Genomic DNA, 21,915 nt, shown 5'->3' with positions numbered 1-21,915 from the left:
TTGAGAATCCGCAGCACTTTCCTAAGTCTCATTTCAATGGTTTAAATTTAGTAATTTAAATCGTAGCAATTATTTTCTGTAAATCCATTTAATATCCGGTAATTCCGTAAAATAATAATGTACCCAGATATATAAGTGGTTGAATAAAGCAGCAATCAATGCCGCCTTCGACATCATGATCAGTCCGGGGATCCATAATATCAGGAATCCATAGGTATACATCCCATTTGATGTAAATTTAAAGATCCCTTTATTTACAAACGGTTCATTCATAAATTTATCAGGATCAAAATGGTCTAATCCAAAGGCTCTGTCAATTCCAAAATATTTTTTTACTGAGTAAAATAGATAAATAGTCGGTAAAGAAATTGTAATCGCTATGACGTAAATCAATATGTTGTTTGCATTGAATGAATCAGAATTAGACAAGGATAGAAAGATGATTGAAATTAATCGAGATACAAAGAGAACCGCAAATCCGGCCTTAAATATTTTAAAAGCTCTAAGCGTATTTCCAAATACTTTGGATAACCCTTTATAAAATAATTCAGTTCTCCAACAGATCAATACATACAATTGATGTGCAATGGGAACAAAAATGGAAATTATCAACCAAATCTTTGTATCAATATTCAAAAAACTACCCTTTAAAATCGTCGGGTCAGAGTAAATAACCAAAAACAACGAAATCAGCAATGCTATTAGAATTAAAAAATGCCAAAGTTGAAATTTCAGAATTTTCATCATGATTTTTTCGTTGTTTTCCAATGTTCAGGGTCAAGAATTTGCTGACACACTATCAGCAAACCGGCAATAACTTATAAATCCATTGCTCTGCCATTGCATTTGTTTACTCCGTGGGAATCGGATATTTATGTTTTTATCATTTGAGAATTAGCCATTCCTTCATGAATAATGACATCAACGGCTCTTTGCTCTTAAACAAAAATAATACTTCTTACTTAAAACAATTGCTGTACCCATTCTGAAAATACAGGGTCCTTATTCAAATATATAAGTGTCACTCCTATTGAATCATAAAAGCCATGGATCAATACAAGCAGAAGTAAATTATTCCTGTTTTTGTTAAATATTAATGAAATCGTAATAGACCATAAAAATACAGATATTACTCCACTGAGACCTTGATATATATGAGATACCCCAAAGTAGAGCGAGGTAATAAACGCTGAGAGTATCCAGGCCTTATTGTTATTACCCAATAACTCGGCTAAGGCCTTCATATAATAGCCACGAAACAGGAATTCTTCACCAAACGCCGCAAATATCCAGACAACCAGCATTAATACAACATAACCCACAAAATTCCCTTCTATATCCTCTACAGATGATAGATCATATTCTCCAAACCAATGTTGAATCAAAGGGTCTATAAAGCTGCTGAATGCAGCAAATAATAACAGGGTTATGATTAAACTTTTTAAAACGACTCCTACTGTAATTTTCTGTCCTATCCCGAATCTTGCCCAGTCAAATTTACTTCCCCGTAAAATTAGAAATGCAACACCAAGGCCAAAGAAAAAGGCAAAGTTTCTGTCAATAAACCCAAATAGCGGCGCAATAAGCATGATGAACACTACAGCATAGCGTTTGTTTAAATAATTGTAAATTCTAGTTTTCATTTTCGTATTTGTTTATAATTCTAATAGTTCTCCATCAGCAAATACTCTGTAATATTTGCCTTCACGTATGAGTAAACCTTCTGACTTTTTAGCAGGCCAGTTTTTATTGTAATCTTTAGGATGTTTCACATCAATTGCAAACACCTTCCCTTCGTATAATTTCTTAACCGACCGTTGTAAGGTATGCCCAACCACAATGGCCCTGGCATTAAACTTATTAATACCTTTTTCGACCTCTTCCTGAGACAAATCATCCTTAAAATATCCTCTGTACCAGCAAATCCCCTTCTTGTTGGAAAGAATTAATTGTTCAACCGATTCTTTAGGTTTAGGAAAGTAAGACTGATCATAATTTTCCCTGTTGATCTGGTTGACCTGATCAATTGTAATGTTGTAATTTTCAATATCAGGGTGTAATCCGCCATGGGCAAACAAATTCCCATTAATAAGTTCCAGTGTGTTTTTGGAGGCCATCCATTTCCCTATAAATGAATTTTTATTGTATAAATCGTGATGTTGTTTTCCAAGAATTGATGCAACCCCATAATACTTGTAGGAAGCGGATTTGAATTTACCCTGCATATTGTATAATTCATGATTTCCTATGATAAAATGCACATGTCCACCTTTTTTTCGGGCTTCCTGCTCCAGTCTGTAGATAAACCATAAAACTTGAGTTGTGGAAAAGCCTCGGTCAACAAAATCACCAACCAAAACCAGGTGGCCTTTACCAAATATCCATTCCAGATTTTCATCGATTACCTTATTAGCGATTAGAAAATCCCGAAATGTTTTATAGCCGCTTTCAATATCCGAAATGGCTAATATGGGTTGCTGATCTTCATAAATAGCCTCTGGAATAGTTATTTCAGATTGTATCGTGAAATTAAAGCTTGAAGAATCAAGCGGGAAGTGGCAGTTCGCTAAAATTTCATCATTCATGTGGTATTCGGTCTTGTCAAGATAGAAACCATCTGTCTTGTTTCCTCTGATGTAATTGACATGTAAACTACTATCCGATTCATAAAACACATAAGGGCCTTCTCTGTTTAAGTTTATTGCTTGCGGGTCATTTCCGTATTCGAAACTTCCATTTATAGAGATGATGATCACCACCCCGATAAGCAGCAAGCTTATGATTGTTCCCAAAATATGCTTTAAGTATCTTACAATTCTTTTTTTCATTTAAGTAGAGTTTTAAGATTTTTGGTGCAATAATACTTTCATCGCGGGAGCCGGCCTATTATGTGGGATACACAGCCATGCAGAGGTGATATAAATCTCCCTTGTGTTTATAAAATGAGTTTATCCCTTTATTGAAGACGTTCAACACCGTACACAGGGCGTTTGTCAACTTCTTTTGTCATGACAATTATTCGGCTTAGTTTTACCAGATGATATTGAACATGAGCAATAGAAAATGGACGGTAATTATTGGTGTTGGAGCAGTGATTGCTTTATTTCCAATTGTTGTTACTGTTTTTGAATTAATCAAAACCGATAAGGAGTCTGTTGTCTTTTTAGAAGGCTACCCTACTTCAATTGTTGTTTTAATTCTTTTGTACTATGCATTACTCATGATTTTGGGTATTTTCTGGTTCACAAAACAAGTCGTTTCTTTCTTTAGATTAAAAAGTGAAATTTCGAAAGCAGAATTACAGCATTTGAAAAGTCAGGTAAACCCTCATTTCTTTTTTAATACCTTGAACAATTTGTATGGTTTGGTGGATAAAGATCCTAAAAAGGCTCAAGACTTGATCCTTAAATTATCAGATCTGATGCGCTATAGCATTTATGAAGGGGAAAAGGATTTAGTGGATCTTAATGATGAGGTGGACTATTTAAAAAATTATGTCGGACTCCACAAAATGCGTTATCATAAAGATGTTGATGTTGAATTCAACACTGACATTGAAAAAAATTGTAAAGTGATGCCTCTATTGTTCATTATACTTGTAGAAAATGCTTTTAAGCACGGGGTAGAAAATTTAAGGGAGCGTTCTTTTGTGCATATTAACATTGTTACCTTTGAAAATAAGATAAAATTTGACATCGAAAATAATTTTGATGATTCAGAAAGTGTTGAGGGTTCCGGAATTGGCTTAAAAAACCTAAAACGGAGGTTGGAATTGGTTTATCCCAATAAACACAAATTATCATTTTCGGTAGGAGATAACGTTTATAAAGCGACATTAATTATAGATCAATTATGATTAGCTATTTAATTATTGATGATGAATACATAGCCCATGATATAATCAAAGGTTATTGTGATTTATTACCGGATATGAAGTTGATGAAAAGTTGCTATGACGGGTTGGAAGCTTTTGAATATTTGAATAAAAATGAAGTTGATTTGATTTTTTTGGACTTAAATATGCCAAAACTCAAAGGTTTTGAATTTTTAAAAACATTAAAAAATCCACCAAAAGTAATCGTAACAACTGCTTATAAAGAATTTGCCCTTGAAGGTTATGAACTTAATATTTCAGATTATTTGTTAAAACCATTTGGATTTGAGCGTTTCTTAAAAGCAATCAATAAAACATTTAGTTCTGCACAATCCCACCTTCCGAACTCATCACAATCAAATACAATTTCCAAACGTATTTTTCTAAAAAGCAACAAAAAGTATTTCCAGGTAGAAATTGATACTATTTTATGTATCGAAGCATCAGGGAATTATACCAAAGTCGTAACGAAAATTGAAACAATTACCATTCGAGAAAAATTATCAGCTGTTTTGGAAATGTTGCCAAACGAAGATTTTTTACAAGTTCATAAATCATTTGTGGTTGCTCCAAAATATATCAAAAGTATTGAGGGTAACAGGATATTTATTGAAGGACACATGATTCCCATTGGGAAACTATACAAGCGAAATGTTGATCAATTATTAAAATAAGATCTATTGTTTGCTTTTGACAACAAATAAACGTGTATGGTAACAAAATGTTTATTAGACGTTTAGTCTGAAAATCTTCCTAAATTAATTTGTGTTTAAATTGCCGGAACCTGGTCTGTTTCTTTTTGATAATAATGAAATCCAATAGGTAATTATGATTAGAATAGTTCCAACTCCAATTCCATAGCTCAAACGCCAAAACCATCTCATAGCATCTTGTCCACCCTGAAATGTTTCTTTTTCAGAAAATGAGAATGAAAGATTACCCGCTAGTAAATAGGATATTGGAACCCAAAGAATTCCTGATAAGATCATGATTTTAAGGAATACGGAGAGCATTTTGGTCAGCTTTCTCGATGGCCTTCTCATCTCTTTTATGCCCCAGTATATCGTTAATGGGAATGAGATCATTCCAGTCCACGTTATCAAAGTCCCAAAAGGAATTGTTCTATTACGATCCAAAGCTGTTGTAAGTATAGAAGAACCAGAAATCAGTAGCAGAATTACACTTAAAGTTAAAATCAGGGCACAAAAAAAATATATCTTTCTTCTATTCACTTGTTTGATCAGTTCCAAGGTTCTTTATAAAATACAAATTACCGCATATTTAATCTATTTTATCGACTTTTCTTAGATCTCCATTAATAAATTTTACCACAAATTCCCGGTTGTTATGCTCATACTCAATTTCAAATTCAGATGAATGTGCCTTATCCCCTGTTGGGTACCAATCCTTTTTGTTTTTATTAATACAGATGAATAAACCATTTTCATCACCTATGGCGCAAAACCTTTCAAGTCCGCCATCAAATTGTTCTAGATTTGATATTTCATTCAATTTATTAAATGCCACCCTTATATCATTTACGGGCATTCCGATTTCAGAAATTTCTAAAAGTGAAGCAACATCAAAATCTGCCTGGCTTTCATTTTTCAGATTCCTTCTCGCAATAAATTCAACAATGTTTTTATCCAAATCATAAAAGTACATGGCTTTAGCGTTCCAAAACTCAAAATCTTGAATTTCATTTTTCCCATCTCTAAGAATTTCTACCCTTTCTTTTAACCACTTCAAGGCTTCATTCTCCTGATTAGAAGGAATATTAATGGCAAAATGATATGGCAATGATTCTTTACTTTTAACCAGTTTAAGCTTAGATTCACCAACCAGAAATACAGCTTCATATTCGGATCTAAAAAGCAACTCCAGGCCTATTTTGTCAGAGTAAAAAAGAATTTGCCTCTCAAGGTTTTGGGTGCGTATTTTTAGTTCTTTAATTTTCATTCTATTTAATGAGGCGTTCGATTTCTATATGAGGCATTGAGAAAATGGCTTCGTATTTTACCACCGTAACCTAAAGATAAGAAATCGACAGGAGTTCCAAAAAAAACCTGACTCAAACTCAATTGCTGTCCAGGCATATCATACTCATCAATGTAAATAGATTTGCAGTCATTATTATCAAATCATTTTTTTTTCCAGATATAACCATCTTTAATTACTGTCTTTTTTGACAATAAATTCAAAGGATCTAACAACGGGTTCTTATCAAATAATATGAGTTGAGCTTTTTTTCCTACTTCAATGGAACCAAAACTTTTGTCCATATTCATGGACCTCGCGCTGTTTAATGAAGCGATTTTCAAAACTTCATTCATCGGGATGCCCAATTCGTTAAATAACAACATTTCAGAAAGTATTGCTTTACCCGGCTCATAGGTATCCGATCCTGTATTGAGTATTATCCCGTTTTTGTGAAGCATGTATATTAAAGTGGCGAGTTCCTCATAGCCCTCTTTGGCCCGTTCAAATTGTACTGGCGACCAGCTTAATTGATCCTCTTTATGCAAGGATAATTGCAAGGCTTCATTCGTAATTCCAATTGGATGGGCGTAAAGATGAATGGTAGGTGTAACGGAGACCTTATTTTCTTTGAATAAGGCTATTAATTTTAGTATTGAAGGACTGTCAGCACCTATAAAATTAAATATTTCATATTCTCTGTAGCGCCAATTTTCCTGGTCATCGGGGGGGAGTTGTGACAAATCTACGGAAGCTTTTTCATACTCTTTAATGACTTCCAAAAATAAGGTTTTGGCATGTTCAAAATTTATCAGGCCCAGTTTACACGCAGCTTCAATCGAAATTATCTGATTCTCAATGTGCCCAAAAATATTCATATCCAGTTCTTTAGCTACTTCAACGGCTGCTTTCATTTCTGGTTCGCCTATCAAACTATAAACCTTGATATGCTTGATCCCAAGCTTATAATATTCTCTTATTTTCCTGACCACCTCAGTACTGTCACCCACATAAACATGGTTATAGAACTTTGTGTCCATTGAAACCAAAGCCCCTCCTGTAGGGTAATAGTCAACATATTCCGGATCAGTTTTCATCCACGACTGCTGCATGGGTATATGGGCTTCTCTGCCTCCTGCAGAACGCACAACAGTCACCCCATAAGGTATATATTGCTCTGTTAATAGTCTCCTGGCTGTTTCAAATTCCTGTGGATTTGTTATTTCTACAGTATCTCCTAAAACAAAATTCAAATGATTATGCACATCGATAAAAGACGGGGTCAGAAGACGTTCATTGGCGTTTATCGTATTCGTTAGTGAAATATCTGATGATTTGGAATCGGCAATTTTGGCAATGAAACCATTTTTGATAAATACAGTTTTATTTCCCTCTACCTGGAGTGTTTTCGTATTGAACAGGGAAGCATTGGCTATGACTAACTGATACTTGTTCGTGCTATCTTCTTTACAAGATGAAACGCTTATTATAATTAAAGCAACAAATAAGTGAACTGTTTTTTTTATCATAAGACCTCTTGTTTCTTTAAAAGATCGTTATTCAAATCAAATGTTACAGTAACCCGGTATTTATTTCAGCAATCTAATTTGAGGAAAATAAACAACCTCCTTGTCGTTGCTTATACGCAATGAATTTAGCAATATTGATATCAAATTGACAACATACAAAAGAGCAACTATAATAAAAAAAGTACTTAAAGTTATGCTTTCAATTAGTCCTGTTCTTGATGCTGCTAACAACAAAATAGGAATGAGAAATAGCAGTATTGTCCACGTAATTTGATAGTTGATTAAATCCTTCCCTAATTTATCGATGTTTTTAATCTTACCTCTTTTTGCTGTCCAAATCATAAAAGGAATTAAAATTCCTAATAACGGAAAAAATAGAAAGGTCAGTGCAGAAAGATTGAGATATGTCAAATATTTTTTGTCTTCCTTAATGGCCCAATCCAAGAGGTCATCGGGGGTAATATTTAAGGCATTTGCCAGTCTTTTGAGCGAATCCCCGGTTGGATTTGATTCTCCCTTTTCAACTCGCTGTATAGTTCTTAAACTTAAACCCGATTCCTCCGCGAGAAATTCTTGGGACATGCCTTTTTGGCTTCTTAATTCTTTAATTCTTATGGCTAATTGACTGTTATCCATTATTTGTAATACGGCTTTTTAGTTTAAGAGTCTGTCTGTGTTGTAAAATAGCAAAGGTAATTGAACCTGTCAAGAATCCCGGTAATATTTGAATGAGTGATCCATAAACAACTTGATTCAGTACTGCCTGCCCAAAGTTGTTAAAGTAAAGTCCGTAATGTGTACCTAATTGCCACTTTGTATCAATCCACCAAGCCAAGGCAACCGGAAATCTGGAAATTGGAGAATAAATTACTAAGCTTAGTAAAAGTAAGGTTAAAAAACGTTTTTTGTTATGAAATCTTATGCCCCAATAAACAGAAATACCGATGGTTAACCATAGTAATCCAATTATAAAAATGAACTTTTCAGGTAGTCCAAATAATTCTAGTATATATCGAACTGGAGTAAGAACAAGTGCAATTATTATTGGTGTTTTTACAAGATTCAGTGCTTCTTCAAAAAGAGTGTTTTGAGTATTTATTTGTTTTTCCATCAATGTCTGATTATTTATGACAAAAGTAACTTGTTTGCCATGACATTGATGGCGGCATGCTTATGACATCTTTACGTCATCTGTGCGGAATGCCCTGTATTTGACTATTTCAATGATGATTATCACTGAACATAAAAATTTGGTCCGGTCACTTAATCAGAGGAAGTTAATCTTTTATAACCAAATTCCTGAAACGCCCGGAAGAACCGAATCCTGTCCAAATTCCTATTGATGTTGATTTTATCGAGGATAACCTATCAACTGTTAAAACAGGCTCGGGTAAATCATTGACATATACGTTAACCGTTTTGTCAGAAATATGAATTATTGCCTTGAACCAATCATCTGGATCTGGTGGCATATTGATTTCATTCTCAAATTCTCCGGTTCTTTCCTCTCTCAGTTTTCTCCAGGTAAATTCAGGGTGGTATATGTATTGAACCATATGTTCTTTTCTTATTTGTTCTTCTGCTTTAAAGTTAAAAGGTCTAAAATATACAGCCTCATATGTTTCATCGTTTTCAATGTTAAAAGCGATTCCAATAAAGCTTTTACCCGGATTATTCTCTCCAAGCAATTCAATTTCAATAATACCCTTTTTAAATTCAATATCTTCTATAATTCCTAACCCGCTGCTGTTCTCAGCATTTAGTTCAATAGCATCACCCTTGTCTCCATATATTGTTATTGACCGGTTCACGGCCTTTATTTTTTGCTTATAGAACTTTTCAGATAAACTGATCTGTTCCTGTCCGACAGAATTCATCGAAATTAGGATGAAGACTAAAGTCAATAATCTATTTTTTTCCATATCTATTTTCTAAAATTTAAATTACAGCCCTTTGGTAGAGTCCAAATCATTCCTATTTTTTCTTCTGATGATCAAATTCTCCAGTTTATTTTTATTTATTTTACCATATCGAAGGATAGAAGGCTCCTCATTTTATACCTCCCTATCTCCCTTTCATTCATCAGAAAGTACAAATTGCCAGGAAATCCCGTATTTGTCCTGACACCATCCAAATTTCTTTCCAAATCCATAATCTCCCTCACCCTTATAATCATCAAGAGGTACCATGATTTGGCCACCATTTGAAGAAAGTTTCTCAAAAATTGATTTGATCATATCGTCAGAATGGTCATTTATAAATAGTGAAACTGCCGGTGAAAATGACCAGGCATGATTATAATTACTTTCTGAAACCATGTATTCAATCCCGTTTAATGTAAATACTCCATATTTAATGAGTTCAGGTGTGCCACCCGCTTCTCCCTCAGCATAATGCGTTATACTTTTAATTTCTGAATTCGGAAAGATGGATGTGTAAAGATGTAACGCTTCTTTGGCCTTGCCACATTGATCACCTACAAAGGTTAGGAATGTTGATATTTTCATACTATTGTTGTTTGATCGTTAATTCTCATTCATAGCTTCTAACGCTTTGCTTCCTGGTTTAATAAGTATGTATTATTTTTTATAAATCCATCTAATATCTGCTAACTCAGTAAAATAATAATGGACCCAATTTTACCCTGATTTTGTATCAATAAGCGAGGCTAATTCTCTGCCATAATCTATAAATGCAATGGTTTCATCCGTCCGTGCTAATTTGATTTTATCAAAAATAACAAGTGCCTCGCCATTGCTTTCCAAATGATAAATCTGATGATTCTCGAAAAAGCGAATGATATCTTCCGTGAAGAATGACCGGATCTCAGACTCATTATTCCCCATCAGCAAGAATTTTTTCGAAAAATCCGGATACATTTTAAAATCAATGTCTTTATAACCCGTAAAAGCGATCACCCGGTCAAATAATTTTTCCAACATCCCTTCTTTTTCCATGGTGAAAACAGGTATTTTTTTATTCAATTTCAGGACCATTAACGTGGTGTTAAAGGTCTCAGCCGTAAATGCCTGGCCTTCATTGAAGGTCACATCGGCAATTTCCCACGATATATCAAGATCTTTAAATGTACCTCTAAGACAATTGTATTTGCGCTCAATAGGTCTAATTTCAAAAAAGTGAAACTTTTTTAAATAGATTGTATTCCAATCAACCTGACTCGTGTATTGATAATCTTTCTCTGTTGCCAAATTTCGCAATCGTTTCTGCCTTTGAGATAATTTAGCCACAGAACCGACCAAACTAATTTTTAAGGCCCTGTTATAAGTAGATGATGAAACATGCGAATCTAATCCTGTGATAAAGACCTCACCTCCGGTAGCTCTTTGTGTTTTTAAATATTCCACCAGAAAATCCATATAGGTCATGCCTACCATACGTGTTTCTGACAAATCAATATTGACATCCGCCCCTGCTGGAATTTGCATCGCCAGTTTCTCGACTTTTAAAATGCCTAAAAAATTCGCAATCCCTCTAATTTTCAGATCGAAAGTTCCATCTGGCCGTTTCAACAATTTGGTACGCGAATTATAAACCATTTTAAAAAATTCAGGAATTGGCAGCCTCGCCAATAACATATGAGTAATCAACACCAGCAATAATCCACCGAGCAAACCTATTAATAAATTTGTATACAGGGTGAGAACCATCGTGCCAACGAAGAATACAAGTTGTTCAGTCCCGTGATTATAAGCCTGTTTAAAAACTGAAGGAGAAGCCAATTTAAATCCGGTATACACCAGTAAAATAGCAAAGGCACAAAGCGGAACCTGTCTCATTACAGGACTCAATACCACTATAAAAAGAAGTAATAAAAGTCCTTGATACAAATTAGACCACCTTGTCTTCGCGCCATTATGAATATTTACGGTACTTCGAATAATCACTGCAATAATTGGCAAGCCTCCTATTAAACCAGCCACCATTGTACTCAATCCAATACCTGTTAAATCCTTATTCAAATCCGTTCTACGTCTGTAAGGATCAATTTTGTCAACTGCTTTCGCAATGGCTAAGGATTCAATACTAGTAATTATCAATATGGAAAACACGGTTGTCCAAAAACCAAGTGTATTAATTTTAGCAAAATTGGGGTACATGATGGAATCCTTAATGGTATCAGGAATATCCAACAATAATTGAGGTCCTACTTCATATGCCTTTCCCAGGAATGAAAGCGTTTGTTGGTCAAAGAAATTGAAGGCATAGACAAATGGAATAGAAAGGACTACAACCCATATTGGTGCCGGCAAAAGATGAAAAAACCGGTAACTAATTTTAGAATGAAACAATAACAAAAGTAATCCTGACAAAGAAATAATCAATACAAAGGGATTTGCGTCAGGTAAGTATTTTATTGCATCGATCAGGTTCTGTATAATGTTCGGACTATCTGAATGTGTCCCCATGGCAACATGGATCTGTTTGGCAAAAATGATAATTCCTATCGCTGCTAAAATACCATGAATCACTGAAGTATGGAATATGTCGGCCAATCGACCTAGTTTCAAAACCCCCAAAACCATTTGAATCGCACCTGAAACAACAATGGCTGCCAATACATAATTAAAAGCCTGGCCCGAGCCATCATCCATCAATGCTATCCCCATCAGTATGACCCCGATGACTCCTTTGGCAGGTCCGTTGACTGATATGTGACCACCCCGGTAAAAGGTTGTGACCAACCCACCAACAATTGCTGAAAAGATACCTGCCATCGCAGGTGCTCCTGCTGCCAAAGCAATACCTAATGAAAGAGGAAGAGCAATAAGTGCGACACTCACCGCAGCTATTAAATCACTTTTCCAGTTTTCAATTAATCCCTGAATACCATTTTTTGGTGTAGCTTCCATTAATTAAAATTATCGCAAGGTCTTTACTCTTAACCGAATCAACTAATATAATAAATATTCGCAATTCTAATGGATGAGAAAAGAAAAGCGATTTGAATCCTGATCCAAATCGCTTTTACGAATACAAATGACTGGCTACGCTTATTTTACTCTTATTGGACTCCAGATACCGGATGTAGCCGTTTCTTGAGCATATTCCAAAAATGTTTTGGCTTTTCTTCCCAGGACTCGTTCAATATCATTAACCACCAGCTGATTGTTCGGATTTGTTAAAACATGACTAAATAAATACTCAATCAACCACACAACATCAACAGGTATTTCCATTTGTTTCATCCCCTCTACATACTGCTCAAGTGTGATGTCGTAAAAATTCAAATCTCTTTTACTGGTCTCTGATATAATATTGACAATATCCTTAAAAGTGATTAATTCCGGACCTGTTACCTCAATGATTTCTCCATTATAGGTGTCATCCAGTAAAACGGTTGCAGCAACTTCAGCAATATCATTGGCATCAACAAATGGAATCAAAACATCAGACAGTGGTAAGGCCACTTCTCCGGACAGAATAGGTTCTAAAAAGAAGCTTTCACTCCAATTTTGGTTAAACCAGGATGCCCTGACAATGTTATAATCCATGCCGGAATCCATCACAATTTTTTCACAGGCTTCTGCTTCGGTCTCTCCTTTTCCAGATAGCAAAACCATTTTTTTAACGCCTAACTCTTTGGCCAAATACGTTAAACTTTCTATAGCCTCTTTGGCTCCCGGAACCGCCAGGTCAGGATAATAGCTAACATAAATTTTTTCAATCCCATTTAAGGCATCTATCCAGGAGTCTTTATCATCCCAGTCAAAGCCTGGTGATGCATTCCTGGAACCAATTCTTGGCTCAATTCCTCTATTTCTTAAATCTTCTGCTACGCGGCGACCGGTTTTACCGGTTCCTCCAATGACTAAAATGTTTTCTGTTTTCATGTTTTATGTTTTATGTTTTTAAATTGATATTGATTATGCTTCAAATTCCCGAAGCTTTTTTAGTTTGCTTTTTTTAATTAAGCCCTTAATAAGTCCTATAAACCAAGGCACACCATAACCCTTTTTATGTAAATGGTCTGCACCGAAATGGTAAATAGCATTATTTCCTTTTACACCATGACCATCAAGTAAACGATTATAAAAATTGAAAAGACAACCAACAAGTATTACCTCTTGCAGATCTTCCTCGCTCCAACCTGCCTTAAATACCTCATCAGCATCTTCTTGTGTAAGTTTACTGGCAGATAGCGTCAGTTTCTTGAGAAATTCAAACAATGGTTTATCGCGATTTTCTACGGGCGCTGATGTAATATCATCGATTAGTGCTTCCACTATTTTTGGAGAAACTCCGAAATTTTCTGCTACAGCTACATGAGAACCATAACAAAAACTGCAGGCATTAAGACCAGAAACATAAGCGGCAAAAAGCTCTTTCTGGGCGTAGGTAAAACTTGATTTTCCACGCATGATTTGTTGCGAGGCTTTATCTAACGGACCTAACCTTTTTCGGTCGCTCCAGGTGATATCTGTAATATCTGATAGTTCGTTTAAATGTTTAAAAAATGGCATAATTATATTTTTTTATATATTAAATTTTAATTCTACTTGGTTTTAATCAAGTCTTATTTTGAGTAAAATATTCCTGTAATTAAGAGCACAAATGATATCAATGATGAAAGTGTTCTTAAAGTATGATATCGATTCCATATGCTTTCATAATAGGTTCTGAAGCTTCTCAATTCATTTATACTTAGTTCTTTAAAGTGTAAAGCTTCTAATTCATTATTGAGTGGAACATTTCCAAAGGCTGTCACACCAAAAGTTCCTATCAGATAGATTACTGCAGATGCTGCCAGAAACCAAAACATGGGCTTGTAACTATACTGTAAAATGGCACTTGCAAAAAGTGAAATTATGCTTCCAAAGAATACGATAAAAAATGCCGGGTTTAAGATTTCCCTGTTGATGCTCTGCATGCTTTCCAGGTAAGTGAAGTCACCCACCTTTTTTGTTCCTAAAATGACCGAAACGGACCAGGCAAAGAAGAAGCCTGTAGCAAGGGCATTTAATAAAACCGTTGTAAAAAGAACAATTGTTTTCATGCCTCTACTGTTTTGGTTAAATAATTCCCATAATACAGTACAATGAAGTAAAACTCCACGACCAGCGTGTAAAACATCGGATCTCCAAAAAACGAAGAATAACTTCCTCCGTTTGGAATTACAAATACCGGGACCGTTATCAGCATATCCAATACAATAGCCACTGTTATGAAGGTAAGTGCAAGTGATGCTGGTTTTAAATAGCCCTTTTTATAGAACAGATAGGTCCCTAAACATGAACTCGGAATAATGGCTAATGCCAGTACAATATTAGATTGTAGTTCAGGATTTTCCAAAACGGGTACATAAAACGATAAGAGGTAAAAGCCTACACCCAAAATCCAGACTAAAATGGCACATACAATGCTATACAATTTTTTACTGATCATAATTTTTTGATTTAGAATTATGATGCAAATCTATGGCAGCAGTGAACCGCCTGCTTATTCAAAAAGAATTATGATTTATTCGAAAAGAATTTTATACCTGGCTCGGTCTGTAGCCAAACTTTTTTTCGAACGCATTTGAGAAGGAACCTAAACTGTCATAACCCACTGCCCAGGCAGCTTCCTGGATTGTATTCTGCTCGTTCTTAATTAAGTTGTAGGCTTTTTTTAAACGTTCGTTTTGTAAGTATTTGAAAACGGGAACACCAAACTGTGCTTTGAATTCTATTTTCAGTTTATTGGTATTGATCCCAATTTTATGGGCAAGCTCGGTTAAGGAAGGAGGATTTTCTAAATCAGAGACTAAAATTTCCTGGGCCAGATTAACTTTTTCCAGCAGCGAAGTATCAAGGGTTGTGTTGTGTTGAATCGCCAATTGGGCAAAATAATGAGAAAGTAAAGCTGCGATATGGCTTTTGTAGAACATCATTTTAATTTCACCATGGTAAGTATTGCTAAAGAACTGGTCCACTAATTGAAACATTTCCGGACTCATATTGAACACAGGCCCTTCAACATAGTGATCTTTTGGGTGTACCAACTGATGTAAAAATTTTTCTAAAAACTGACTTTCACCATTTGGCAATTTGTCTATATTTCTGACGGTTGTTGCTATAACCAGGCACTTAAGCGGTTTCAGTCTTGAAACATAATGTTCAAATTCCACTTTACTATCTGCATAAAATGATAGAACTATACCTTTGGTGTGATGAAACTCTTTGGCTTTTCCATCAAACTTAACCTTAAGGCCAACATCACCCGCACCATAAAAGGCAATAGCGATTACCGGCTCGTCAAAAAAACATGAATCAACTAAACTATTATCGGATGAAGCCTCTTCCAATAAAATCGTATAATCATATATGTCAATTATTTCACGATTCATTCTTTTGCTTATCTCATATAGGTTTAATTATAGCCATAGTTGTACCAGGTTATTTTTTTATTCGATTATATTTTTTTAGCGTTTCAATCAATAAGTCGTGTGGAATGGCGTAGGCTTTATTTCCATGAATTCCTTCCATAGTATCAGCAGCGACCATAGCATTGATGATTGCTTCTTCAACAGCTTGGACAGTTGCCTCAAAAACCGGCATAAGCAAATCATTTGACATGGTTTCTACAGTTGTCATTTCGTCGCGATTAAAAGCCTTTTCATTTGCTGTTGAAAATGCCAAAAATATGTCTCCGGAGCCATTACTTCCTCGTCCACCAACAATACCAACCCCTAAAGGAATTCGTTGGGCGATTCTTTTTAATTGGTGTGGTAATAAAGGCACATCAGTTGCAACAATTACTATAATAGAGCCATCTCCTTCTTGTCTTCTCGATGTTGGCGGTGCGTTGTATTCATAATTTAAAGTGTCTTTTAGCTCTATGCCAACAGGTACGCCTGCAATTGATAAATTTCTTTTAGCTCCAAAATTTGACTGTACAATTGCTCCAACTGTATACGTTGAATCCTTTATCTTAAAAATCCTTGATGAGGTTCCGGTTCCTCCTTTAAAGCCCAAACTCATCATTCCAGTCCCTCCGCCAACATTTCCTTCAGCTATTTTTCCACCTGAAGAATTTTCTATAGCCTCTAAAACATGCTTTTCTTTTACGTGAAACCCATAAATATCATTAAGAAATCCGTCATATGTTTCCGCAACTACCGGATAGGTATACCACCAGTTTTCTCCATTATACCAATCAGTATCAACATACCATTTCAGTACAGCTTGTCTTACTTCACCAACACTATTGGTATTGGTAATCATAATTGGAGTTTCAAGAAAACCAGATTCAGTTACCCAAGTTGTACCTGTCATTTCCCCATTTCCATTTAAACTGTACCAGTTGGCATAAACTGGACTAAATTTTTTGTCTTTCCCTCTTGGAAAAATGGCAGTCACTCCAGTTCTAACAGGCCCTTTACCTAGGACATTTTCTCCTTCGCCCGAAATAATTGTACTATAACCAACCTCTACACCTTTCACATCTGTAATTGCATTGAATTCCCCTGTTACACCAACAAAGGGAACTCCCAAATCCCTTGCTCTTGGCTTTTGCCCGTACGATTGAGAACAAATGAGCACGATTATAAAAATTGAAACTATTCTATTCATATCGGTTTGATTTTAATATATCATAGGTGTTAATGCATAATTGGTTAAAGGAAATTCAAATAGAATATTCCGATAAGATTACAAGTTAATTAATTCCAAGGAACTAATTATGCGCTTTGTTGCAGTTTGTATACTTTAATCTTCATACTTAAGCCATGTCTTGGTTACGATTACGTTGTGACACCAGCACAGCGAACTCGCTTTCCATTTACGGCCAACATGGGCGGTAGTTTTTATTCATCCTTTGCTATTCTAAATCCGAATCCGTCATTTCGTGTATTTATCGGTGATTGATACCTCACTTCCGGCATATGAATTCCATATGCTAAAGGTTTTCCGTCGGCTCCCTGGGTTTCATAAAACCAACTTACCCCCTTTGAAATCTTATCTTCACCATCTGGTGGTCCCTGTGGATTGACTTTACTCACTAAACTGTCTTTTTCGGGATTGTACCAATCCAAAACCCATTCTCCAACATTTCCTGTCATATCATAGATGTCAAGTTCATTTGGTTTGAGAAGTCCAACTTTATGAAAGGTACCATTTGAGTTTTCTTTTACCCATCCCACTTCTTTTGGATCGTTGCTGCCACTATACTTGTACCCCTTTGATTTTTTTCCTCCTTTAGCTGCATATTCCCATTCTGCTTCTGTTGGCAGTCTTCCGCCAGCCCAAATTGCAAATTCATTTGCTTCATCCCAAGTTGCGAGCATTGGATTTTCGTCTATCCATTTGTAATAAACCTTTTTTCCATGAGCATTTTCGATAGGTGGCTCTGGCATTTTCCTACCTGTCTTTTTACAAAACTCCCTGAATTGTTTAACCGTTATCTCATATTTACTAATGTAGAAGTCACTGAGTTCAATTATTCTATGAGGGCTTGTAAAGCCCCTGATGGTATCTCCTTTGGGACTAATAATAATTTGGTTTTTACCTTGTTCAAAAGTTCCACCTTCCACAAAAATCCAGTCTATTTTTTCATTATTTTGTTTACAAGAATTGAATACTAAAATTCCGATCAAAAATATAAATGTCTTATTTATCATACGTTCTGTTTTAAATTACTTCAAGCGTCGTGTATGTCAATAATTGCGTGTTATAGTAATAAATTCAACAAATAAAAACTGGCTTTTATTCAGGACCTGGATTTTCAGCAAGGAAAAATCAAAAGCTATAAATTATCAGCACAGTTGGCGCATCGCAATTTATTCAAGTCAATTTTTTCAAGGATTGTGCCTTGGCCAATTCCATACAAGATATATAATTAGCACTAAAATTATAAGTTCAATAATATTGAAAATGACGAAGAACATTTGCCATTCATTACCAATACTGGTTACAATAATAAGGAGAGAAATTATAGCATATAAGAATGAAATAAGAATATTTAACCATTTATTCAATTGAGGTTTCAGAAAAATGGAAAGAAATATCATCAAAGCCGGGATTATTAAAATTACAGAAAAAATAACCAACAGTTCGGGAGTTGTGGTTCCCAATGGTGTTTGAAGATTCATCATTTTTTCCAATTTATTTGGAGTCATTAGCCTAAAGTAATCGGCATATATGTAAAGAAACATCAACGCGGTCCAAAGAGAAGCTATCTTAATTTTTAAGTTGATTTTATAATCAATTAAGGATTTTGCTTTTTTAGGTTTTTGAGTCATTTTTATTTTTTAAGTTTTAGACAATATATTTTATAAAGGGATTAAAATCCAAAGCGGAACATTACTTTGGCCTCGGTTTTTTCATTCATGCTGAGGGTTTTGTCCAATTTACAGACAATAGGAACAGAATAATGGATAAAGGAATAAAAACAAAATTGGCTACTCCTCCAGGCGCCGTTCCAGTAGTTTCTATATACATTGTCGCGCGTTCGTTTTTTATTCAATTATTTTAGTAATGTCATTACTTGTCAAACTCTGTACATTCTTTGTGATTTTTTCTATTTCCCAGTCCCACCATTTGAGCTCCAATAGTTTTTCAATTATATCTTCTGAAAATCGTTTCTTTATTTCGATTGCAGGATTTCCTCCAACTATTGAATAAGGTTCAACGTCCTTAACAACAGTCGAATTTGTTGCAATTATTGCTCCATCTCCAATTGTGACTCCTGCCATAATGGTTGCATTATATCCAATCCAAACATCGTTTCCAATATTTATGTCTCCTTTTTTAGGATAAGATTTTCCATCCATGGCTTTTTCCCAGCCTTTTCCGAAAATCGCAAATGGATAAGAGGTGATTGCATTTGTCAAATGATTCGCTCCGTTCATTATAAAATTAACGTCTGAAGCAATCATACAAAACTTTCCAATTACTAACTTGTCACCAATGAAATCAAAAAGGTATTTTACATTTTTTTCAAAATTTTCAACATTATCGAAGTCGTCATAATACGTGTAGTCACCAATAATAATGTTAGGATTTTTTACAATATTCTTCAAAAAACAAAGTCTGTCATAATTCTCAATTGGAAATTTAATGTCTTTATTTGGTCCTGCCATAATATTTTATCTATTAGCTTTGTCGCTTATTTAAATGATGCACAATGGTTTGAATAAACGCCCTTTTTTAATGGCGTTTATTTGTTGTTGGTATTAGTTATTTTAATTTCGGATTCTATATTCACCCACTTAACTTTCCATTTTTTTTTCAAATACTCTCCAGTTGTAAAAAAAAGAAATTTGTTGTCAGGTGTAACATAAGGATTTCCTTGTCCTTCGTTATTAATTTTATCACTCAATTTTTTAGTGCCTATCCATTTGCCCTTTCCATCATTATAACTAATCATTAAATCAAGTTTGTTTCCAATTGAAGCAAAAATCAAATAATCTTCTTCTGGTGAAATATATGGAGTACATTTTCTCAATTTAGATTTTACTTCAACTCTTTTAGCGTCCTCAAATTTTCCATTTACCTTTTTTGAGTAATAAATATCCATTTCAGTATAGTCCAAATTGCTTGAGTGAAAATATAAAGTTCCAGAATTGGTAACTGTAGGATGAGAAACTAATTTGTTTCTCAAATTTGGAATGTCGACAAAAACTGGTTCATTCCATTTTCCGTTAATCTTGTCAGATTTCCAAATATGCCATGTCTGAAGGAATCCATCAATACTAACCGGTCTTGTAGAGCTGAAATAAAGAGTCTTTCCATTCGGTGAAAAACTCATACCGTGTTCATTATAATCACTATTGAAGAAAGCTTCTTTTGGTTCAGACCAAATACCATTATTTTTCTCTATTTTAAAAACATTAAAATTTTCAAAATTCTTATCGGATATTGTATAGTAATATTCTTTTAAGTCAGGACTAAATATTCCCTTGTGAATAATCCCTTTATCAGGAATTATTTCCTTTCTAAATACAATAGGTATTTCATCAGGTATCTTTTCAGTTAAGAACTCTAATTTTGCTTTTTCATTTTTACAACCAAAAAAAACCATCATTAGAATTAAGATAAATAAGAGTTTGTTCATTTTTTATATTATTGCCAACGGTCTTAACTAAGAGCAGTAGCCCGTTTATGGACTAATTTTTTGGTAAATGCGAGAATTATGGTTTACTGTATTAATTTTGGCATTCGAATAAATTTGGTTAATTCTTACAGCTGTTGTTGTCAACAGTTTTTCACTCTATTCTTTTTTTAACAATTCATTCAATGTTTCCTTTGAGCCTTCATTACCTAATTCCACGGCTTTAGTGTAACTCATTATAGCTTCTTCCATTTTGTTATATTTTAAATAAGCTTCTCCAAGAGAATCCCATAAATTGCCATCTTCAGGGAATAACTTCACATTAAGTTTAAATAGTTCTAACGCCCAGTCAGGTTTGTCTTCTTTTTTCAACTTGCTATATCCAAGTCTATTTAGTACGGCATGGTCGTTAAATTCATAATTAAGTTCTTTTTTTAAAAAATCTGGTAATTTTTCCGCATTTACAGATGGATTCATTTTCATAAATTCATGAATTAATTCATAAACGTTCTTGGAAATTGGTGTTGCCCTATAATTTGAATCAAAAATCATTTTACCAATTTCTTGGGCAACATTTTCTGAACCACTTCCTAAAAACGCATTTGTAATGTATATAACAACCACATCACCCTCTGTAAATCTAACAAAATCTGTAAAATATAATCCATTACTACCATTATGAGCAACGATTTTGGTGTCTCTGTCACTTTGAAATATTGCCCAACCATACCCATAATATGAGGTCATTTCATCATTTTCGGCTACGTAAGGTGTTTCTTGGATTTCCTTGGTTTTTGATGTTAAAACGACGTCGTCTTTTAAAGCAACATGCCATTTATACAGATCTTCTATGGTGGAATGAATGTCTCCCTTACCAATACTGTACCAGTGTTTATTATTGTAAGGGAGATGTTGCTGGGTTGTTCCCCAATCTGTCCATTTCTCATCATTTCTATCATAGTAGTATCCATGAGCAAGCCTTTCTGTGTTAAAGGTGATACTTTTATATCCCGTGCTTTTCATTTGAGAAGGTTCAAATAAATAGTCATTGAGAAAAGAACTATACGTTTGTCCTGAAATCAATTCTAATATAGACGTTAGCATAATGTAGTTAGCATTTGCATATTGGTACTTTGTTCCAGGTTTAGATTGTAATTCTGATTCAAAAAATTCTATTAGAAATTGTTCTTTACTTGCTTCATCATATCTAAAACCTCCCGTTCTTTCAGAAATTCCTGATGTATGAGTCAATAACTGATGAATAGTTATCTCCCTTTTGTCGATAGGAGTTTGGGCATAATATAAACTTATTTTATCGGATGTTTTAATCTTTCCTTGTTCTACAAGTTTTAAAATGGCAGATGCAGTAAATTGCTTAGTTACAGATCCAATGTTAAAAACTGTTGATGGTGAGTTGGGTATTTTGTTTTCCCTATAGCCCATCCATATCCTTTAGATAAAATAATTTCCCCCTTTTTAGAAACG

24 protein-coding genes are annotated in these 21,915 nt (G+C 34.6%); 2 read left to right on the top strand and 22 right to left on the bottom strand.

The window, feature by feature from the left end; translation table 11 throughout:
- Positions 1-69 precede the first annotated feature (69 nt).
- The 3 genes from LCM02_RS02640 to LCM02_RS02630 all read right to left on the bottom strand — a co-directional run bounded on the left by LCM02_RS02640 (position 70) and on the right by LCM02_RS02630 (position 2,828).
- A complete protein-coding gene (locus tag LCM02_RS02640) occupies positions 70-747 on the bottom strand; it encodes a methyltransferase (protein WP_224926770.1) in 678 nt (225 codons plus the stop codon).
- A 215-nt stretch (positions 748-962) separates the two neighbouring features.
- On the bottom strand, positions 963-1,643 hold the full coding sequence (locus tag LCM02_RS02635; RefSeq protein ID WP_224926769.1) for a CPBP family intramembrane glutamic endopeptidase: 681 nt from the start codon (positions 1,641-1,643) through the stop codon (positions 963-965).
- Between the two features lie 12 nt (positions 1,644-1,655).
- Complete coding sequence (locus LCM02_RS02630) at positions 1,656-2,828, bottom strand: metallophosphoesterase (RefSeq protein ID WP_224926768.1); 1,173 nt, start codon at positions 2,826-2,828, stop codon at positions 1,656-1,658.
- A 221-nt stretch (positions 2,829-3,049) separates the two neighbouring features.
- On the opposite strand from LCM02_RS02630, the gene LCM02_RS02625 reads away from it, so the two are divergent.
- Both LCM02_RS02625 and LCM02_RS02620 read left to right on the top strand, forming a co-directional pair.
- Positions 3,050-3,856 (top strand): sensor histidine kinase, encoded by an 807-nt coding sequence (locus LCM02_RS02625; RefSeq protein ID WP_224926767.1) that lies wholly within the window; start codon positions 3,050-3,052, stop codon positions 3,854-3,856.
- Entirely contained in the window at positions 3,853-4,548 is a 696-nt protein-coding gene (locus tag LCM02_RS02620) for a LytR/AlgR family response regulator transcription factor (RefSeq protein WP_224926766.1), read from the top strand. Before LCM02_RS02625 ends, LCM02_RS02620 begins: the two co-directional genes overlap by 4 nt.
- A gap of 84 nt (positions 4,549-4,632) precedes the next feature.
- Here LCM02_RS02620 and LCM02_RS02615 read toward each other — a convergent pair whose 3' ends face one another.
- The 19 genes from LCM02_RS02615 to LCM02_RS02525 form a co-directional block, all read right to left on the bottom strand.
- Positions 4,633-5,106 carry a hypothetical protein gene (locus LCM02_RS02615; RefSeq protein WP_224926765.1) on the bottom strand — a complete coding sequence of 158 codons (474 nt, stop codon included), beginning with the start codon at positions 5,104-5,106 and terminating at the stop codon, positions 4,633-4,635.
- A gap of 49 nt (positions 5,107-5,155) precedes the next feature.
- Entirely contained in the window at positions 5,156-5,833 is a 678-nt protein-coding gene (locus LCM02_RS02610; protein ID WP_224926764.1) for a VOC family protein, read from the bottom strand.
- A gap of 182 nt (positions 5,834-6,015) precedes the next feature.
- Positions 6,016-7,380 carry an amidohydrolase family protein gene (locus LCM02_RS02605; protein WP_224926763.1) on the bottom strand — a complete coding sequence of 455 codons (1,365 nt, stop codon included), beginning with the start codon at positions 7,378-7,380 and terminating at the stop codon, positions 6,016-6,018.
- A 60-nt stretch (positions 7,381-7,440) separates the two neighbouring features.
- The gene (locus LCM02_RS02600; RefSeq protein ID WP_224926762.1) at positions 7,441-8,016 is read right to left on the bottom strand and encodes a helix-turn-helix domain-containing protein; all 576 of its coding nucleotides are present in this window, start codon (positions 8,014-8,016) and stop codon (positions 7,441-7,443) included.
- The gene (locus LCM02_RS02595; protein WP_224926761.1) at positions 8,009-8,491 is read right to left on the bottom strand and encodes a hypothetical protein; all 483 of its coding nucleotides are present in this window, start codon (positions 8,489-8,491) and stop codon (positions 8,009-8,011) included. The genes LCM02_RS02600 and LCM02_RS02595 overlap by 8 nt, the downstream gene beginning before the upstream one ends.
- Positions 8,492-8,657: 166 nt before the next feature.
- The gene (locus tag LCM02_RS02590) at positions 8,658-9,257 is read right to left on the bottom strand and encodes a hypothetical protein (protein ID WP_224926760.1); all 600 of its coding nucleotides are present in this window, start codon (positions 9,255-9,257) and stop codon (positions 8,658-8,660) included.
- Between the two features lie 198 nt (positions 9,258-9,455).
- On the bottom strand, positions 9,456-9,887 hold the full coding sequence (locus LCM02_RS02585; RefSeq protein WP_224926759.1) for a VOC family protein: 432 nt from the start codon (positions 9,885-9,887) through the stop codon (positions 9,456-9,458).
- Between the two features lie 132 nt (positions 9,888-10,019).
- Entirely contained in the window at positions 10,020-12,251 is a 2,232-nt protein-coding gene (locus LCM02_RS02580; RefSeq protein WP_224926758.1) for a SulP family inorganic anion transporter, read from the bottom strand.
- A gap of 141 nt (positions 12,252-12,392) precedes the next feature.
- Positions 12,393-13,232 (bottom strand): SDR family oxidoreductase, encoded by an 840-nt coding sequence (locus LCM02_RS02575; protein ID WP_224926757.1) that lies wholly within the window; start codon positions 13,230-13,232, stop codon positions 12,393-12,395.
- Between the two features lie 33 nt (positions 13,233-13,265).
- Positions 13,266-13,862 (bottom strand): carboxymuconolactone decarboxylase family protein, encoded by a 597-nt coding sequence (locus tag LCM02_RS02570; RefSeq protein WP_224926756.1) that lies wholly within the window; start codon positions 13,860-13,862, stop codon positions 13,266-13,268.
- 53 nt (positions 13,863-13,915) lie between these two features.
- Positions 13,916-14,395: an anthrone oxygenase family protein gene (locus LCM02_RS02565; protein WP_224926755.1), complete on the bottom strand. Its 480-nt coding sequence runs from the start codon at positions 14,393-14,395 to the stop codon at positions 13,916-13,918.
- Positions 14,392-14,784, bottom strand: a complete 393-nt coding sequence (locus LCM02_RS02560) for a DUF5367 family protein (protein ID WP_224926754.1) — start codon at positions 14,782-14,784, stop codon at positions 14,392-14,394. Before LCM02_RS02560 ends, LCM02_RS02565 begins: the two co-directional genes overlap by 4 nt.
- A gap of 91 nt (positions 14,785-14,875) precedes the next feature.
- Positions 14,876-15,727, bottom strand: coding sequence for a helix-turn-helix domain-containing protein (locus tag LCM02_RS02555; RefSeq protein WP_224926753.1), 852 nt, complete (start codon positions 15,725-15,727; stop codon positions 14,876-14,878).
- Between the two features lie 49 nt (positions 15,728-15,776).
- Complete coding sequence (locus LCM02_RS02550) at positions 15,777-16,952, bottom strand: DmpA family aminopeptidase (protein WP_224926752.1); 1,176 nt, start codon at positions 16,950-16,952, stop codon at positions 15,777-15,779.
- A 233-nt stretch (positions 16,953-17,185) separates the two neighbouring features.
- Entirely contained in the window at positions 17,186-17,998 is an 813-nt protein-coding gene (locus LCM02_RS02545; RefSeq protein WP_224926751.1) for a formylglycine-generating enzyme family protein, read from the bottom strand.
- 177 nt (positions 17,999-18,175) lie between these two features.
- Complete coding sequence (locus tag LCM02_RS15980; protein ID WP_394369931.1) at positions 18,176-18,532, bottom strand: DUF6326 family protein; 357 nt, start codon at positions 18,530-18,532, stop codon at positions 18,176-18,178.
- Positions 18,533-18,835: 303 nt separating this feature from the next.
- Positions 18,836-19,459, bottom strand: a complete 624-nt coding sequence (locus tag LCM02_RS02535) for a CatB-related O-acetyltransferase (protein WP_224926749.1) — start codon at positions 19,457-19,459, stop codon at positions 18,836-18,838.
- Positions 19,460-19,536: 77 nt separating this feature from the next.
- Positions 19,537-20,433 (bottom strand): TolB-like translocation protein, encoded by an 897-nt coding sequence (locus tag LCM02_RS02530; RefSeq protein WP_224926748.1) that lies wholly within the window; start codon positions 20,431-20,433, stop codon positions 19,537-19,539.
- Between the two features lie 156 nt (positions 20,434-20,589).
- Entirely contained in the window at positions 20,590-21,873 is a 1,284-nt protein-coding gene (locus LCM02_RS02525) for a serine hydrolase domain-containing protein (protein WP_224926747.1), read from the bottom strand.
- Positions 21,874-21,915 lie beyond the last annotated feature (42 nt).

The sequence above is a fragment of the Lutimonas saemankumensis genome (assembly GCF_020171465.1).
In the GTDB taxonomy this organism is placed as follows: domain Bacteria; phylum Bacteroidota; class Bacteroidia; order Flavobacteriales; family Flavobacteriaceae; genus Lutimonas; species Lutimonas saemankumensis.
The sequence above is the reverse complement of the archived record's forward strand: the minus strand, read 5'-3'. Positions and strand labels throughout refer to the sequence as shown.

Excerpts from the sequence above, each read along its gene's own strand:
- LCM02_RS02640 (WP_224926770.1), bottom strand. The coding sequence starts at position 747 with ATGATGAAAATTCTGAAATTTCAACTTTGGCATTTTTTAATTCTAATA.
- LCM02_RS02635 (WP_224926769.1), bottom strand. The coding sequence starts at position 1,643 with ATGAAAACTAGAATTTACAATTATTTAAACAAACGCTATGCTGTAGTG.
- LCM02_RS02630 (WP_224926768.1), bottom strand. The coding sequence starts at position 2,828 with ATGAAAAAAAGAATTGTAAGATACTTAAAGCATATTTTGGGAACAATC.
- LCM02_RS02625 (WP_224926767.1), top strand. The coding sequence starts at position 3,050 with ATGAGCAATAGAAAATGGACGGTAATTATTGGTGTTGGAGCAGTGATT.
- LCM02_RS02620 (WP_224926766.1), top strand. The coding sequence starts at position 3,853 with ATGATTAGCTATTTAATTATTGATGATGAATACATAGCCCATGATATA.
- LCM02_RS02610 (WP_224926764.1), bottom strand. The coding sequence starts at position 5,833 with ATGAAAATTAAAGAACTAAAAATACGCACCCAAAACCTTGAGAGGCAA.
- LCM02_RS02605 (WP_224926763.1), bottom strand. The coding sequence starts at position 7,380 with ATGATAAAAAAAACAGTTCACTTATTTGTTGCTTTAATTATAATAAGC.
- LCM02_RS02600 (WP_224926762.1), bottom strand. The coding sequence starts at position 8,016 with ATGGATAACAGTCAATTAGCCATAAGAATTAAAGAATTAAGAAGCCAA.
- LCM02_RS02595 (WP_224926761.1), bottom strand. The coding sequence starts at position 8,491 with ATGGAAAAACAAATAAATACTCAAAACACTCTTTTTGAAGAAGCACTG.
- LCM02_RS02590 (WP_224926760.1), bottom strand. The coding sequence starts at position 9,257 with ATGAATTCTGTCGGACAGGAACAGATCAGTTTATCTGAAAAGTTCTAT.
- LCM02_RS02585 (WP_224926759.1), bottom strand. The coding sequence starts at position 9,887 with ATGAAAATATCAACATTCCTAACCTTTGTAGGTGATCAATGTGGCAAG.
- LCM02_RS02580 (WP_224926758.1), bottom strand. The coding sequence starts at position 12,251 with ATGGAAGCTACACCAAAAAATGGTATTCAGGGATTAATTGAAAACTGG.
- LCM02_RS02575 (WP_224926757.1), bottom strand. The coding sequence starts at position 13,232 with ATGAAAACAGAAAACATTTTAGTCATTGGAGGAACCGGTAAAACCGGT.
- LCM02_RS02570 (WP_224926756.1), bottom strand. The coding sequence starts at position 13,862 with ATGCCATTTTTTAAACATTTAAACGAACTATCAGATATTACAGATATC.
- LCM02_RS02565 (WP_224926755.1), bottom strand. The coding sequence starts at position 14,395 with ATGAAAACAATTGTTCTTTTTACAACGGTTTTATTAAATGCCCTTGCT.
- LCM02_RS02560 (WP_224926754.1), bottom strand. The coding sequence starts at position 14,784 with ATGATCAGTAAAAAATTGTATAGCATTGTATGTGCCATTTTAGTCTGG.
- LCM02_RS02555 (WP_224926753.1), bottom strand. The coding sequence starts at position 15,727 with ATGAATCGTGAAATAATTGACATATATGATTATACGATTTTATTGGAA.
- LCM02_RS02550 (WP_224926752.1), bottom strand. The coding sequence starts at position 16,952 with ATGAATAGAATAGTTTCAATTTTTATAATCGTGCTCATTTGTTCTCAA.
- LCM02_RS02545 (WP_224926751.1), bottom strand. The coding sequence starts at position 17,998 with ATGATAAATAAGACATTTATATTTTTGATCGGAATTTTAGTATTCAAT.
- LCM02_RS15980 (WP_394369931.1), bottom strand. The coding sequence starts at position 18,532 with ATGTTTCTTTACATATATGCCGATTACTTTAGGCTAATGACTCCAAAT.
- LCM02_RS02535 (WP_224926749.1), bottom strand. The coding sequence starts at position 19,459 with ATGGCAGGACCAAATAAAGACATTAAATTTCCAATTGAGAATTATGAC.
- LCM02_RS02530 (WP_224926748.1), bottom strand. The coding sequence starts at position 20,433 with ATGAACAAACTCTTATTTATCTTAATTCTAATGATGGTTTTTTTTGGT.
- LCM02_RS02525 (WP_224926747.1), bottom strand. The coding sequence starts at position 21,873 with ATGGGCTATAGGGAAAACAAAATACCCAACTCACCATCAACAGTTTTT.